Source organism: Variovorax sp. 01N425 (genome assembly GCF_056399465.1).
Genome location: NZ_JBFTRJ010000015.1, coordinates 110,431 through 124,358, shown reverse-complemented (window position 1 = coordinate 124,358; position 13,928 = coordinate 110,431). Strand labels below are relative to the sequence as shown.

General features: G+C 66.9%; 13 protein-coding genes. 5 read left to right on the top strand and 8 right to left on the bottom strand.

Features of this window, described 5'->3' with window-relative positions; genetic code table 11:
• Positions 1-72: 72 nt before the first annotated feature.
• Complete coding sequence (gene hrpA, locus AC1DSC_RS25055) at positions 73-3,861, top strand: ATP-dependent RNA helicase HrpA (protein ID WP_369664488.1); 3,789 nt, start codon at positions 73-75, stop codon at positions 3,859-3,861.
• Between the two features lie 69 nt (positions 3,862-3,930).
• Here hrpA and AC1DSC_RS25050 read toward each other — a convergent pair whose 3' ends face one another.
• From AC1DSC_RS25050 to lptF, 6 genes are all read right to left on the bottom strand, one after another.
• Positions 3,931-4,089 (bottom strand): DUF3309 family protein, encoded by a 159-nt coding sequence (locus AC1DSC_RS25050; RefSeq protein WP_012747828.1) that lies wholly within the window; start codon positions 4,087-4,089, stop codon positions 3,931-3,933.
• A 135-nt stretch (positions 4,090-4,224) separates the two neighbouring features.
• A complete protein-coding gene (locus tag AC1DSC_RS25045) occupies positions 4,225-5,400 on the bottom strand; it encodes a pyridoxal phosphate-dependent aminotransferase (RefSeq protein WP_307595463.1) in 1,176 nt (391 codons plus the stop codon).
• Positions 5,401-5,438: 38 nt separating this feature from the next.
• On the bottom strand, positions 5,439-6,380 hold the full coding sequence (locus tag AC1DSC_RS25040; protein ID WP_369662925.1) for a CysB family HTH-type transcriptional regulator: 942 nt from the start codon (positions 6,378-6,380) through the stop codon (positions 5,439-5,441).
• Between the two features lie 63 nt (positions 6,381-6,443).
• Positions 6,444-6,818, bottom strand: a complete 375-nt coding sequence (locus AC1DSC_RS25035; RefSeq protein WP_062367017.1) for a sirohydrochlorin chelatase — start codon at positions 6,816-6,818, stop codon at positions 6,444-6,446.
• A 5-nt stretch (positions 6,819-6,823) separates the two neighbouring features.
• Positions 6,824-7,933, bottom strand: a complete 1,110-nt coding sequence (gene lptG / locus AC1DSC_RS25030; protein ID WP_012747832.1) for an LPS export ABC transporter permease LptG — start codon at positions 7,931-7,933, stop codon at positions 6,824-6,826.
• Positions 7,930-9,069, bottom strand: a complete 1,140-nt coding sequence (gene lptF, locus AC1DSC_RS25025; RefSeq protein WP_012747833.1) for an LPS export ABC transporter permease LptF — start codon at positions 9,067-9,069, stop codon at positions 7,930-7,932. The genes lptG and lptF overlap by 4 nt, the downstream gene beginning before the upstream one ends.
• Positions 9,070-9,090: 21 nt before the next feature.
• On the opposite strand from lptF, the gene AC1DSC_RS25020 reads away from it, so the two are divergent.
• The 4 genes from AC1DSC_RS25020 to AC1DSC_RS25005 all read left to right on the top strand — a co-directional run bounded on the left by AC1DSC_RS25020 (position 9,091) and on the right by AC1DSC_RS25005 (position 12,817).
• Complete coding sequence (locus tag AC1DSC_RS25020; protein WP_369662926.1) at positions 9,091-10,626, top strand: leucyl aminopeptidase; 1,536 nt, start codon at positions 9,091-9,093, stop codon at positions 10,624-10,626.
• Positions 10,623-11,066 carry a DNA polymerase III subunit chi gene (locus AC1DSC_RS25015; protein ID WP_062367009.1) on the top strand — a complete coding sequence of 148 codons (444 nt, stop codon included), beginning with the start codon at positions 10,623-10,625 and terminating at the stop codon, positions 11,064-11,066. The genes AC1DSC_RS25020 and AC1DSC_RS25015 overlap by 4 nt, the downstream gene beginning before the upstream one ends.
• Positions 11,066-11,476 carry a hypothetical protein gene (locus AC1DSC_RS25010; protein WP_369662927.1) on the top strand — a complete coding sequence of 137 codons (411 nt, stop codon included), beginning with the start codon at positions 11,066-11,068 and terminating at the stop codon, positions 11,474-11,476. The genes AC1DSC_RS25015 and AC1DSC_RS25010 overlap by 1 nt, the downstream gene beginning before the upstream one ends.
• 135 nt (positions 11,477-11,611) lie before the next feature.
• Positions 11,612-12,817: a branched-chain amino acid ABC transporter substrate-binding protein gene (locus AC1DSC_RS25005; protein WP_012747837.1), complete on the top strand. Its 1,206-nt coding sequence runs from the start codon at positions 11,612-11,614 to the stop codon at positions 12,815-12,817.
• A 63-nt stretch (positions 12,818-12,880) separates the two neighbouring features.
• On the opposite strand, the gene AC1DSC_RS25000 is transcribed toward AC1DSC_RS25005, so the two are convergent.
• Both AC1DSC_RS25000 and AC1DSC_RS24995 read right to left on the bottom strand, forming a co-directional pair.
• The gene (locus tag AC1DSC_RS25000) at positions 12,881-13,273 is read right to left on the bottom strand and encodes a response regulator (RefSeq protein ID WP_012747838.1); all 393 of its coding nucleotides are present in this window, start codon (positions 13,271-13,273) and stop codon (positions 12,881-12,883) included.
• 99 nt (positions 13,274-13,372) lie between these two features.
• The gene (locus AC1DSC_RS24995) at positions 13,373-13,729 is read right to left on the bottom strand and encodes a hypothetical protein (RefSeq protein WP_062367002.1); all 357 of its coding nucleotides are present in this window, start codon (positions 13,727-13,729) and stop codon (positions 13,373-13,375) included.
• Between the last annotated feature and the right edge of the window lie 199 nt (positions 13,730-13,928).

The following is a 13,928-nucleotide window of genomic DNA, read 5'->3' as shown; positions in this document are numbered from 1 at the left end:
ACGACACCTTCCGCCCCCTTGCGCATCGACTTTCCCGAATCGCTTCCGGTCTCCGGCCGGCGCGATGAAATCATGGCCGCCATCGCGGCGCACCAGGTGGTGATCGTCTGCGGCGAAACAGGCTCGGGCAAGACCACCCAGTTGCCGAAGATCGCGCTGGCGCTCGGCCGCGGCAAGCTCAATGCGCCGCCGGGCCAGGGCCGGCTCATCGGCCACACGCAGCCGCGGCGCATTGCCGCCAGCTCGGTGGCCAAGCGCATCGCCGAAGAGCTGAAGACGCCGCTGGGCGACGTGGTCGGTTTCAAGGTGCGCTTCCAGGACCGGCTGAGCCGCGACGCGTCGGTCAAGCTCATGACCGACGGCATCCTGCTGGCCGAGACGCAGACCGATCCGCTGCTCAAGGCCTACGACACGCTGATCATCGACGAGGCGCACGAGCGCTCGCTGAACATCGACTTCCTGCTCGGCTACCTGCGCGAGATCCTTCCGCGCCGGCCCGACCTGAAGGTGATCGTGACCTCGGCCACCATCGACGCCGAACGCTTCGCGCAGCATTTCGCCTCGGCGAAAGGCCCGGCGCCGACGATCATGGTGTCCGGGCGCACCTTCCCGGTCGAGCAGCGCTACCGGCCCTTCGAGGAGTCGCGCGAGCACGACCTGAACGACGCCATTGCCGACGGCGTCGACGAGCTCTGGCGCGATCCGCACAACGCCGGCGACATCCTGGTCTTCCTGCCCGGCGAGCGCGAGATCCGCGAGGCCGCCGACCACCTGCGCCGCCACCTGAGCCACCAGCCGCTGCTGCGCAACGCCGAGGTGCTGCCGCTGTTCGCGCGGCTGTCGGGCCCCGAGCAGGACCGCATCTTCGACAGCCATTCGGGCCGGCGCATCGTGCTGGCCACCAACGTGGCGGAAACCTCGCTCACCGTGCCGGGCATCCGCTACGTGATCGACACCGGCACCGCGCGCGTGAAGCGCTACAGCTTCCGCAGCAAGGTCGAGCAGCTGCTGGTCGAGCCGATCAGCCAGGCAGCGGCCAACCAGCGCGCGGGCCGCTGCGGCCGCGTGGCCAATGGCATCTGCATCCGGCTCTACGACGAGAAGGATTTCGAAGGCCGGCCGCGCTTCACCGACCCGGAAATCCTGCGCTCGTCTCTCGCGGGCGTGATCCTGCGCATGAAGTCGCTGCGGCTGGGCGACGTGGCGCGCTTTCCGTTTCTCGAGGCGCCTTCGCCGCGCGCGATTGCCGACGGCTACCAGCTGCTCAACGAGCTCGGCGCGGTCGACGACGCCAACGAACTCACGGCCACGGGCACCGAGCTCGCCAGGCTGCCGCTCGATCCGCGCGTGGGCCGGATGATTCTTGAAGCCCGCACGCGCGGCGCGCTCGAAGAGGTGCTGGTCATCGCGTCGGCGCTCAGCGTGCAGGACGTGCGTGACCGGCCGATGGACGCGCAGCAGCAGGCCGACCAGGCGCATTCCAAGTTCGACGACGAGAAGAGCGAGTTCAGCGGCTACCTGCGGCTGTGGAAATGGATCGCCGATGCGCGCGGCGGCCATGGAGACACCCACAAGCTCAGCAACAGGCAGTACGAGCAGCTGCTGCGCCAGAACTTCATCAACATCCGCCGCGTGCGCGAATGGCGCGACATCCACTCGCAGCTGCTCACGGTGGTCACCGAGCACAAGTGGCGCATCAACGCCGAGCCGGCCGGCTACGAGCCGCTGCACCTGTCGATGCTCGCGGGCCTGCTCGGCAACGTCGGCTGGAAGCTGGAAGACGACGAGGCCTACCTGGGGGCGCGCGGCATCAAGTTCTACAAGCATCCGGGCGCGCACCTGAAGAAGAAGCCCGGCCGCTGGATCGTCGCGGCCGAGCTGGTCGAGACCACGCGGCTCTTCGGCCGCGGCATCGCCAACATCGAGCCGCAGTGGCTCGAACAGGTGGCCGGCCACCTGCTGAAGAAGCAGCTGCTCGATCCGCATTGGGAGAAGAAGGGCGCGCAGGTTTCGGCGCTGGAGCGCGCAACGCTCTACGGCCTCGTGGTGTACAGCGGGCGCCGCGTCGACTTCACGAAGGTGGACCCGGTGGCGGCGCGCGAGATCTTCATCCGCGAAGCGCTGGTCGGCGGGCAGTGGGAGAGCAAGTTTCCGTTCCTCGCGGCCAACCGCAAGCTGGTGCGCGAGGTCGAAGGGCTGGAGCACAAGGCGCGCCGGCAGGATGTGCTGGTCGACGACGAGCTGATCTTCGCCTTCTACGATGCGCAGCTGCCCGCCGACGTGGCCGGCGGCATCAGCTTCGAGAACTGGTACCGCCATGCCTCCAGGGAGCAGCCGCGCCTGCTCTTCCTCACGCGCGAGGAGCTGATGCGCCATCAGGCCGCGGGCATCACCACGCAGTCCTTTCCGCCCACGCTGCGGCTGGGCGGCGTCGACTGCGCTGCAAGCTACCTGCACGCGCCTGGCGACGCCAAGGACGGCCTCACGGTCAGCGTGCCGCTCTTCGTGCTCAACCAGGTGAGCGAAGAGCGCTGCGAATGGCTGGTGACCGGCATGCTCAAGGACAAGATCCAGGCGCTGCTCAAGAGCCTGCCGCAGCGGCCGCGCTCGCGGCTGGTGCCGCTGCCCGAGTCGGCGGCCAGGCTGGCGGAAGAACTCTCGGCGCCCGAAGTGTTCGGCCATGGCTCGCTGACCGACGTGCTGCTCAAGCGCGTGCGCGACGCGACCAGCATCGACGTCAAGCGCGCCGACTTCAAGCTCGACATGCTGCCGCCGCACCTGTTCATGAACCTGCGCATCGTGGACGAGCACGGTCGCCAGCTTGGCATGGGGCGCAACCTGGGCGCGCTCAAGGCGGAACTGGGCGCGCAGGCGCGCGGCGCTTTCCAGGCGCTGGCCGGCCTCAACGTCAAGGCGTCGGCGGACCGCAAGCCGGCCGACGCTGCCGAGGGGCGCGGGCAGGCCAAGGGCAATGCCGCTGCACCAGTCCCCGCCGCGCCCAGCCTGCCTGCCGGCCAGCGCTACACCAACTGGAGCTTCGGCGAACTGCCCGAGCTGATGGAAGTGCGGCGCGGATCGCAGTCGCTGATCGGGTTTCCGGCGCTGCGCGACGAGGGCGATGCCGTCACCATCGAGGTGTTCGACGAGCCCGCCGTGGCGGCCGCCAAGCACCGCGCCGGGCTGCGCCGCCTGTTCGCGCTGCAGCTGAAGGATGCGCTCAAGTACCTCGAGAAGAACATCCCCGACCTGCAGAAGATGGCTGTGGCCTACATGCCGCTGGGTACCTCGGAGGAGCTGCGCACGCAGATCATCGACGTGGCGATCGACCGGGCCTTCCTGCAGGAGCCGCTGCCGACCGACGAGTTCGCCTTCAAGCGCCGCCTCGAAGAGGGCCGCGGCCGGCTCACGCTGATCGCCAACGAGGTGGCGCGGCTGGCCTCGGCCATCCTGGCCGAATACGCGGCCGCCGCGCGCAAGATCAAGGACACGAAGATCCAGCCCGAGGCCGTGCAGGACGCCGCGCAGCAGCTGCAGCGCCTGGTCGGCAAGCGCTTCATCGCGGACGCGCCGTGGACGCAGCTGCAGCATTTCGCGCGCTATCTCAAGGCCATCGTGCTGCGGCTCGACAAGCTGCGCAGCGACCCCGCGCGCGATGCCGCTAAGCTGGCCGAGCTGCGGCCGCAGGAGCAGCGCTACTGGCGGCTGGTGGCCGAGCGCAAGGGCGTGGTGGACGAGCGCATGCTGGAGTTCCGCTGGCTGCTCGAGGAGCTGCGCGTGAGCTTCTTCGCGCAGGAGCTGCGCACGCCGCAGCCGGTCAGCATCAAGCGGCTGGACAAGGCCTGGGCCCAGCTGCAGGCCTGATCGGCGGCCGGCAAAAAAGAAGCCCGCTTCTCGCGGGCTCCTTTCAGGTGCACGAGGGGCCGGGCAGCGTCATATGCGGCCCATGAGCACCAGGATGATGACGATCAGCACGACCAGGCCCAGCCCGCCGCTGGGCCAGTAGCCCCAGCTCCGGCTGTAGCCCCAGCTCGGCAGCGCACCGATCAGAAGCAATATCAGGATGATCAGCAGAATGAACGAGAGGGACATGCGTTTCTCCTGGACCTTGTTGTTACGAGCATTCATGCTCGGTGCCAGGAGACCGGGCCCGCGCCGGATAGCCGCTTCTTCGGCGGTCAGGGCTTTCCTACCGGGGCCGTCGGCATTCAAGCCGCGCGAGCCGGGTCAAAGCCGTGCGAGCCGATCCAGCGCCGCGAGCAGCGTCTCGTCCTTCTTGGCGAAGCAGAAGCGGACCACGCGCTGGTCGAAGCCGTTGCCGTAGAAGGCCGACAGCGGAATCGCCGCCACGCCGATCTCGCGCGTGAGCCACAGGCAGAACTCGGCTTCGGACAGGTCGCTGACCGCCGAGATGTCGACGCACTGGAAATAGCTGCCCTCGCTGCGCAGCAGCCTGAAGCGGGTCTTCTGCGCCAGGCCGGCTGCGAACAGGTCGCGCTTGCGCTGGTAGAAGGCGGGCAGCTCGAGGTAGGGCCCCGGCTCGGCCATGTACTGCGCGAGCGCATGCTGCATCGGCGTGTTGACGGTGAACACGTTGAACTGGTGCACCTTGCGGAACTCGGCCATCAGCGGCGCGGGCGCGGCCACGAAGCCGACCTTCCAGCCGGTGACGTGGTAGGTCTTGCCGAAGCTGCTCACGATGAAGCTGCGCGCCGCCAGGCCCGGGAAGCGCGCCACGCTTTCATGCTGCGCACCGTCGTAGACCATGTGCTCGTAGACCTCGTCGGCAATCACGAGGACGTCGGTCGGTGCCAGCAGCTCCTCGAGCTTGCGCATCTCGGCGGCGGTCCAGACCGTGGCGCTCGGGTTGTGCGGCGTGTTGACGATGATCGCCCGCGTGCGCGGGGTGAGCGCCGCGGCGATCTTGTCGAAGTCGGGGCGGAAGGTGCCGGGCACCAGCGGCACGCGCACCACGCGGCCGCCGGCCAGCTCGATGTTGGGCACATAGCTGTCGTAGCAGGGCTCCAGGACGATCACCTCGTCGCCCGCGCGCACCACCGCAAGAATGGCGGTGATGATCGCCTGCGTGGCGCCGGCGGTGACGGTGATCTCCTCGGCGGCGCTGTAGTCGTGGCCATAGAGCGCAGAGATCTTGCGCGCGATGGCCTCGCGCAATGCCGGGATGCCGGGCATCGGCGGGTACTGGTTGTGGCCCGCGGCCATGGCGGCCGTGACGTCTTCGAGCAGCTTCGGGTCGCAATTGAAATCGGGGAAGCCCTGGCCGAGGTTCACCGCGTTCTTCTCTGCCGCGAGCGCGGACATCACGGTGAAGATGGTGGTGCCCACGGCGGGCAGCTTGGTGGCGATCTCCGGGGTGCGGGGGGAGGAGGAAAGGGCGCTCATGGTGGTGCTCGGAATCGGATTCGGAATCGGGGTCTGGATCAAAGTTCGTAGTCTTGCTGGTGGCCGCTCAGGGCCTTGGCAATCAGATTGCGGTCGAGACGGTCGGACAGCAGTTCGGCAAACTTGAAGACGAAGTTGCGCAGGTAGGCGCTGCGCTTGAAAGCCACGCGCGCGATGTTCTGGCCGAACACATGGCCCATGGGGCGCACCACGAGATCGGCGTTCGATTCGTCGCGCACCGCCATCTCGGCCACGATGCCCACGCCAAGGCCCAGGCGCACGTAGGTCTTGATCACGTCGGAGTCGATCGCTTCGAGCGCGATGCGCGGCGTGAGCTTCTTCTGCGCAAAGGCATGGTCGATGCGCGTGCGGCCGGTGAACGACGGGTGGTAGGTGATGATGGGCTCGTGCGCCAGGTCTTCCAGCGAGATGCGCTCCTTGGCCGTCAGCGGATGGTCCTTGGGCAGCACCAGCACGTGCTGCCATTCGTAGCAGGGCAGGGTCACGAGCTCGGTGTAGTCCGAGAGCGACTCGGTGGCGATGCCCACTTCGGCGATCTCGTCGATCACCATGCGTGCCACCTGGTCGGGCGAGCCCTGGTGCAGGCTCACGTTGACCTTGGGATAAGCCTCGCGCAGCTTGGCCACCGGCACCGGCAGCACGTAGCGCGCCTGGGTGTGGGTGGTGGCGATCGAGAGCGTGCCGCTGTCCTGCGCGCTGAACTGCTCGCCGATGCGCTTGAGGTTGCCGACTTCGCGCATGATCAATTCGATGCTCGCGATCACGTGCTGGCCCGGCTCGGTGACCCGCTTCAGGCGCTTGCCATGGCGCGCGAAGATCTCGACGCCGAGCTCTTCCTCGAGCTCGATGATCGCCTTGGACACGCCCGGCTGCGAGGTGTGCAGCGCCTTCGCCGCCTCCGTCAGGTTCAGGTTGCGCCGCACGGCTTCCTGAACAAACTTGAACTGGTGCAGATTCATATCAAATTCCGTCTTATTGCGGAATTCATTATGCCTTCGGAGTCTATGGAAATTGCTGCAAGTTCAAGATTTGCTTGCAATTCTGGCCAGCAGATCGACCAGCTCGGGCTCTTCGCCAACGATGCCGGCCAGCTGGAAGTCGACCTGCGGCCAGGCCTGGCGCAGCGCATCCACCTGAAGCGGCAGGTCTTCGCGGGCATGCTTGCCCATGCCGAGGAAGAGCGGAACCACCCGAAGTCTCCTGGCGCCGCTGGCAATCAGGGCCGCGGCCGCGGTGCGCAGGTCGGGCGCCGCAAGCTCCATGTAGGCGCAGGCCACGCGGGCCTGCGGGTCGAGCGCCGTCACGCGTGCGGCCACCGCCTCGATGGGCTCGCGCCAGCGCTCGTCGCGCGAACCATGGGCCAGCAGCACGATGCCCCTTGCATTCCCCGTGGCCATCTTCGCTACCTTCGAAGCACCAGCCAGCTGAAGGCAGCCAGCGACATCACCGAATAGATGAGCCCGGGCGCCGCCGCCGTGAGCCATGGCGACCAGTTGCTCAGGTTGCCGAGATAGCCGAAGACGTTGTTCAGCAGGAAGAAGCTGATGCCGATCATCACGCCGCCGAACACATAGGTGGTGATGCCGGCCTGGCGGAAGTGCAGGTAGGCGAAGGGCAGGGCGAGCACCACCATCACCAGGCATGAGAGCGGGTAGAAGACCTTGCGCCAGAACTGGATCTCGTAGCGCTGCGCGGTCTGGCCGTTGGCCTCCAGGTGCCGGATGTAGTCGAACAAGTCCAGCGTGCCCATTCGGTCGGGCCGCAGCAGCGCCACCGACACCATTTCGCTGGTCAGCGTGGTCGGCCAGTCGAGCTGCGGCACCTTGGTGGTCACGATACGGGCCTTTTCTGCCGAGATGCGCGTTTCGTAGTCCTGCAGTTCGACGTCCGACAGCTGCCAGTGGTCGTCGAAGATGCGTGCCGAGGACGCGACGAGCTGCTTGCGCACATAGCCGTTGGCGTCGAACTCGAAGATGCGCGCATTCTTGAGCGAACCGTCGCGCGCGATGGACAGCACGTTGACGGCATAGGACACGTTCTCGCGCTTTTCCTTGAGCCATGCGCCCGTGTTGCCGACCAGCGAGTAGGAGCCCTGGTAGCGCGACTTGAGCAGCTGGCCGGTGCGCTCGGACGCCGGCGCGATGTAGTCGCCGATGGCAAAGGTCAGGAAGACGAAGCCCACGCCCAGCAGCAGCAGCGTGCGCAGCGCGCGCCACGGCCCCAGGCCGCTGGTGCGAAGAATGGTGTATTCCGAGCTTTGCGCAAGGCGCGCCATCACGAAGATGCAGCCGATCAGCACCGTGATCGGGAGCAGTTCGTAAAGGTGGCTCGGAATCAGCAGGGTCACGTAGATCAGTGCCTGCGCAGGGCCGTAGGCAAGGCTTTCGGGCCGGCCGATCGACTGCAGCTCGTCGACGAAGTCGAAGAAGAAGAACAAGCTCAGGAAGCCGAGGGTCACGAAAGCCACGGCCTTCAGTGCCTCGACATAGATCAGGCGTCGGATTGTTTTCACGAGGTCGGGTCGATTTTCGAGGGCGGCGAAGGCGGCAGGCCGCCGGCCATGACGTGCTCGGTCCTGCGCCTGCGGCCCCAGTTGTTGTTGCGCAGGAGCAGCCATGCCACGCCGATCAGCAGGACGCCGCCGTGCAGCAGCAGCATGAACGAGCCCATGCTGAAGCGCCCGGAGCTGATCCAGCTCTGGCCCAGGTTGAGCATGTTGTAGTAGACGACGAAGGCGAACAGCGCGAACAGCAGGTTGCCGCTTCGCCCCACGCGCGGGTTGACGCTCGACACCGTCAGCGCCAGCAGCACGAAATTGATGGCCGCCAGCAGCATGCCGATGCGCCAGGCCAGTTCGCCGTGGCTGGCGTCGCCGGGCTCGCGCAGCAGCTGGAGCGTGGGCTTGGCGCGCGCCGGCGTGTTGTCGGCGGAGAAGTCGGAGGTGCCGCCGGCCCGGGTGCCATAGGTCTCGAATTCGCTGATCTTGAGCCCCGCGGTGGGCAGCAGCGGCCGCTCCAGCCGCTGCCCGTTGCTCAGCATCAGGAAGCGGTTGTTGCCGACGTTCTCGATGCGTCCGCTGCGCGCCGAGGTGGTGATCTGCAGGCCGCGCTCGACCGCCCAGATGAACACGTTGGTGGCCGTGGCGCCATCCGGCGTGTCCTTGTCGATGAAGAAGACCCGCATGCGCCCGGACGATTCGCGGAATTCGCCCGGCGTGACCCGCTCGATGTCGCTGCGCCCTTCATATTGCGCCCGCATGCCGATGGTCTGCGAGTTGGCCCACGGCCAGCCCAGCAGCGCCATCACCGCGATCAGCACCAGCACCGGCCAGGCGAAGCGGAACAGCGGCTCGACGAAATCGGCCAGGCCCCGTCCGCTGGAAAACCAGATCACCATCTCGCTGTCGCGGTACATGCGCGACAAGGTGCCGACAATGGCGATGAACAGGCTCAGGCTCAGGATGGTCGGCATGTAGCCGAGCACCGTGTACGCCATCACGAGGAACACTTCGGACGGGTTCACGCTGCCCTTGGAGGCGAGCCCGAGCGTGCGGATGAGCATCATGGTCATCACGATGGTGACCAGGACCACGAGGGTCGCTCCGAAGCTGCGCGACAGCTCCTTGCGTAGGGAAGAATGGAATAACATCGTTCGAGGAAAAAAAGGATTATGGACTTTCAGCTCAAGACCCTCACCGTCGCCCGCGCCGCGGCCGAAAAATCCGACCTGCTGATCGTGCTCGTCGGCAGCGCGCCCATCACGGCCAAGGACCCCCTGTCCGCGCTGATCGCCAGCGCCCGCAAGGCCGGCGACCTGCCCGACAAGGCCGGCAAGCTGCTCGCGCTCTACCACCCCGACGAGGTGGTGGCCTCGCGCGTGGTGCTGGCCGCCATCGGCGACGGCAAGCCCGCCTCGGTGCGCAGCGGCGTCATTGCGGCGGTCAATGCGGCCAAGGCCTACGGGCCCAAGCGGGTGGTCATGGCCTTCGCGCAAGAGGCCGACGGCGCTGCCGTGGGCAGCGCGGTGGCCGCCGCCGCCGACGCCAGCTACGTCTACACCACCACCAAGGCCAAGGCCTCGAACGGCGAGAACGGGCGCACCATCCGCCACCTGACGCTCGGCGTGGCCGACGCGGCAGCGGTGGGCACGGCCTTCGGCGAAGCCCGTGCCACCGTCGCCGGCATCGAGCTCGCCAAGGAGTGGGGCAACCGCCCCGGCAACTACTGCACGCCCACGCTGCTGGCCGAGGCCGCCAAGGAGCTCGGCAAGCTGCCCCGCGTCAAATGCGAGGTGCTGGGTCCCAAGGAAGTGCAAAAACTCGGCATGGGCTCGTTCGCGGCCGTGGCGCAGGGCTCGGCCGAACCGCTGCGTTTCATCGTGCTGCGCTACCAGGGCGGGCCCAAGGACCAGGCGCCCGTGGTGCTGGTCGGCAAGGGCATCACCTTCGACACCGGGGGCGTCTCGCTCAAGCCGGCGGCCGAAATGGACGAAATGAAGTTCGACATGTGCGGCGCGGCCAGCGTGCTGGGCACCTTCCGCGCGCTTGGCGAGATCCAGCCGGCCATCAACGTGGTGGGCCTCGTGCCCTCGTGCGAGAACATGAACGACGGCCGCGCGATCAAGCCCGGCGACGTGGTGACCAGCATGAGCGGCCAGACCATCGAAGTGCTCAACACCGATGCCGAAGGCCGCCTCATCCTGTGCGACGCGCTCACCTATGCCAAGCGCTTCGAGCCCGCGGCCGTGATCGACATCGCCACGCTCACCGGCGCCTGCGTGGTGGCGCTGGGCGGCGTGCGCAGCGGCCTGTTCACCAGCGACGATTCGCTGGCCGAGGCGCTCCAGGCGGCCGGCGAGCAGTCGCAGGACCGCTGCTGGCGGCTGCCGCTGGACGACGAATACGCCGAAGGCCTGAAGAGCAACTTTGCCGACGTCGCCAACGTGGCCGGCCGAGCCGGCGGCGCCATCACCGCGGCCAAGTTCCTGCAGCGCTTTGCCGGCGATTTCACCTGGGCCCACCTGGACATCGCAGGCACGGCCTGGAAGAGCGGGGCGGCCAAGGGCTCGACCGGCCGGCCGGTGGGCCTGCTGGTCTCCTATCTGATGGAACGCGCGCGCAGCGGCGCGGCCCAGGCGGTATCGCCCAAGAAGGCGGCGCGCAGGGAGCCCGGCGCGGCCGCGCGCAAGGCCCGGTCCGCGCAGTGACGGAAATCGGCTTTCACTTCAATCTGCCGGACAAGGCGAACTACGCCTGCCGGCTGGTGCGCAAGGCCGTGAGCGTGCGCGGCTTGCGGGTGGTCGTGGTGGGCGAGCCGCAGATGCTGGAGGCGGTCGATGCGGCGCTCTGGCAGCTCTCGCCCTGCGACTTCATCGCGCATTGCCGCGGCGATGCGCAGCCCCACCTGGTGGCGCGCTCGCCGGTCATTCTTTGCGCCGAGGGCGCGGACGCCGCGGGGCTCGCGCACCGCGAGATGCTGGTCAATCTCGGGCCCACGGTGCCCGTCGGCTTCGAGCGCTTCGAGCGCCTGGTCGACATCGTGAGCAACGAGGCCGACGATCGGCAGATCGGCCGCTCGCGCTGGCGCCACTATGCCGACCGGGGCTATTCGATCCAGCCGCACGACTTTGCAAGGAGCGCCTCCTGATGGCCAGCACGCTGCGCACGCCGCCCCGGTTCGTTCCCACGCTGACCACGGTGCTCGACCTGCCTGCCGAGCCGCTGGGCGCCGCCGAGGCGGCAACGCCCGCCAGCGCGCCGCCACCACCGGCGGTCGACCCCGCCGAAGCCGTGGCATTGCCTCCGGCCGAGCAGCGCTCCGAGGCCGAAATCGTCCGCCTCGAAGAGCAACTTCTGCACCGCGTGCTGCAGCGCGTCGACCTGTCTTTGGAAGAGCGCCTGAGCGACACGGTCTCGGCCGCCGTGCAGCAGCAGCTCGATGCGATGGTGCCCCGGCTGCGCGAGGAAATCGAGGCCGTGCTGCGTGCCTTGGTGATCGAAGCCATGGCCGCCGAGCTCTCTGAAAACACAGGGTCTACGCCAGCTTCCAGCGCATAAAGCTTCAGCTAAACTGCGCGCCAGGTCGATGGGGCGGGAGGGTGCCGCTGGTCTGCGGCGCGAAACTTGCGAGGTCTTCGCGCCCGGATCACACGACCGGTTTTTGGTTTATTCATCAATGTTCTGGAGGTTCTCATGCAATTGAAATGGACTGCGGTCGCACTGGCTGCTCTCACGCTTGTGGCTTGCGGCAAGAAAGAAGAAGCTGCTGCGCCCGCCGCTCCGGCGCCCACGGCAGCGGCCCCCGCACCTGCAGCGCCTCCGGCAGATGCATTGATCGTCAAGATCGGCCACGTCGGCCCCACCAGCGGTGCCATTGCCCACCTGGGCAAGGACAACGAGCTCGGCGCCAAGATGGCCATCGAAGACCTCAATGCCAAGGGCCTGAAGATCGGCGACAAGGTTGCCAAGTTCGAACTGCTGGCAGAAGACGACGCCGGCGATCCGAAGCAAGGCACCGCAGTGGCCCAGAAGCTGGTCGACAGCAAGGTCAACGGCATCGTCGGCCACCTGAACTCGGGCACGACCATTCCTGCTTCCAAGCTCTACAGCGACGCCGGCATTCCGCAGGTCTCGCCGTCGGCAACCAACCCCAAGTACACGCGCCAGGGCTTCAAGACCACGTTCCGCGTGGTGGCCGACGACACCCAGCTCGGCGGCACGCTCGGCAAGTACGCCGTCGAAACGCTCAAGGGCAAGAACATTGCCGTGATCGACGACCGCACGGCCTACGGCCAGGGCGTTGCCGAAGAGTTCGAGAAGGCGGCCAAGGCTGCCGGCGGGACCATCGTGGGCCACGAATTCACCACCGACAAGTCGACCGACTTCAACGCCATCCTGACCAAGCTCAAGTCCGCCAAGCCTGACGTGCTGTTCTTCGGCGGCATGGACGCCGTCGGCGGCCCGATGCTCAAGCAGGTCAAGCAGCTCGGCCTGAACGTCAAGTTCATGGGCGGCGACGGCCTGTGCACCGGCGAACTGCCCAAGCTGGCTGGCGACGCCATCGGCGAAGAGATGGTGGTCTGCGCCGAGGCCGGCGGTGTCGACGGCGACTTCAAGCAGCCGCTGGAAGACTTCAAGGCCAGGTTCAAGACCAAGAACGGCGTGGACGTGCAGATCTACGCGCCGTACGTCTACGACGCGGTCAACGTGCTGGCCGAAGCCATGGTCAAGGCCGGTTCCGCCGACCCTGAAAAGTACCTGCCCGAAGTCGGCAAGGTGCAATACAAGGGCGTGACCGGCCCGATCGCCTTCGACGAAAAGGGCGACATCAAGAACGGCGCGCTGACGCTCTTCACCTACAAGGGTGGCGTGCGTACGCAGATCGCCGTGGTTCGCTGATCCAGGCGCGCAAAAGAGAAAAGGGCCTTCGGGCCCTTTTTTTGTGCCTGCCGGCCGCGATTTTCAGGCCAGGCTTGCGAAGCCCGAGGGCCGGTCGGTGTTGCAGTATTCGATGAAGGCGTCGAGATCGCGCGACTTGTCGAACACCGCATCGGCACCCAGCGCTTCGCAGCGTGCGCGGATGTCGGCGGTGACGTAGTTGCTCAGCACCACGACGCGCTGGCCCGGACCGCGTGCCTTGCAGCCCGAGAGCACGCCCAGGCCGGAGCCTTCCTTCAGGAACAGGTCGACGATGAGCAGTTGCCAGTCATGGGGATGAACGGCGAGCCAGGCGAGCGCATCCGTTTCGGTTTCGGCAAAGCCGACGACCTGGCCGTTGACCAGATCTTCGAGGGCCGGGACCAGGTTGTCCCTGATGGTCTTGTTGTCCTCGACGAGGAACGTGATGAGGGCCATGCCGTGGTTTCGTTCTGAGAACCAATAGCGTAGCGTGCCGGACGCGGCCGCAGCGTAGGAGAAGGGATACGGACAGCGCGTTCTGGCGCGGCGCTGCGCTCAGTGCTTGTTGTCGGAGCGGATCCTTGCCTTGAGCTCTTCGGCCAGCGCCTGGCTTTCATCGCGCTCGGCCGTCACTTCGCGGCGCTTCTCGATTTCCTCGCTCAGTGCCGCGTTGACCTCGGCCAGCTTCTCGGCCGACTTGGCGAGCTTCTGCTCGAGCTGGCTCGTCTGCTCGATGGCCTGCGCCACCTCGCCAACCTGCACTTCGTCCGGCAGCTCCTGTTCGAGCACCGTGTTCACGACGGCGAGATTGTCCGAGGCCCGCTGCACATCGGCGGCCACTTCTTCGCTCTTCTTGAGCGTCTTGTCGAGCGACGTCTTGCCACGCGGCACGGTGGGGGGCTGTGCAGCCATCGAGGCTCCTCCTTTTGCAGGCTTGAAAGTAAGACCTTTGGATGGTAGCGCCAGACGAAGCGGGCTGGGCCAATCTCCCAGTTGCGCCAAGGCAACGCGCTTTTCCAACAAAAAACCCATCAAGCGTTTCTGCATTGATGGGTTTGATGCGGGTCAACATGCTGACGGGCTGGAAACCCGCATGAAACCCATGACTTCT

Coding starts and splice junctions, on each gene's coding strand:
- AC1DSC_RS25010 (WP_369662927.1), top strand. CDS start 11,066: ATGGCCAGCACGCTGCGCACGCCGCCCCGGTTCGTTCCCACGCTGACC.
- hrpA (WP_369664488.1), top strand. CDS start 73: ATGGCCGCCATCGCGGCGCACCAGGTGGTGATCGTCTGCGGCGAAACA.
- AC1DSC_RS25005 (WP_012747837.1), top strand. CDS start 11,612: ATGCAATTGAAATGGACTGCGGTCGCACTGGCTGCTCTCACGCTTGTG.
- AC1DSC_RS24995 (WP_062367002.1), bottom strand. CDS start 13,729: ATGGCTGCACAGCCCCCCACCGTGCCGCGTGGCAAGACGTCGCTCGAC.
- AC1DSC_RS25000 (WP_012747838.1), bottom strand. CDS start 13,273: ATGGCCCTCATCACGTTCCTCGTCGAGGACAACAAGACCATCAGGGAC.
- AC1DSC_RS25035 (WP_062367017.1), bottom strand. CDS start 6,818: ATGGCCACGGGGAATGCAAGGGGCATCGTGCTGCTGGCCCATGGTTCG.
- AC1DSC_RS25040 (WP_369662925.1), bottom strand. CDS start 6,380: ATGAATCTGCACCAGTTCAAGTTTGTTCAGGAAGCCGTGCGGCGCAAC.
- AC1DSC_RS25045 (WP_307595463.1), bottom strand. CDS start 5,400: ATGAGCGCCCTTTCCTCCTCCCCCCGCACCCCGGAGATCGCCACCAAG.
- AC1DSC_RS25020 (WP_369662926.1), top strand. CDS start 9,091: ATGGACTTTCAGCTCAAGACCCTCACCGTCGCCCGCGCCGCGGCCGAA.
- lptF (WP_012747833.1), bottom strand. CDS start 9,069: ATGTTATTCCATTCTTCCCTACGCAAGGAGCTGTCGCGCAGCTTCGGA.
- AC1DSC_RS25050 (WP_012747828.1), bottom strand. CDS start 4,089: ATGTCCCTCTCGTTCATTCTGCTGATCATCCTGATATTGCTTCTGATC.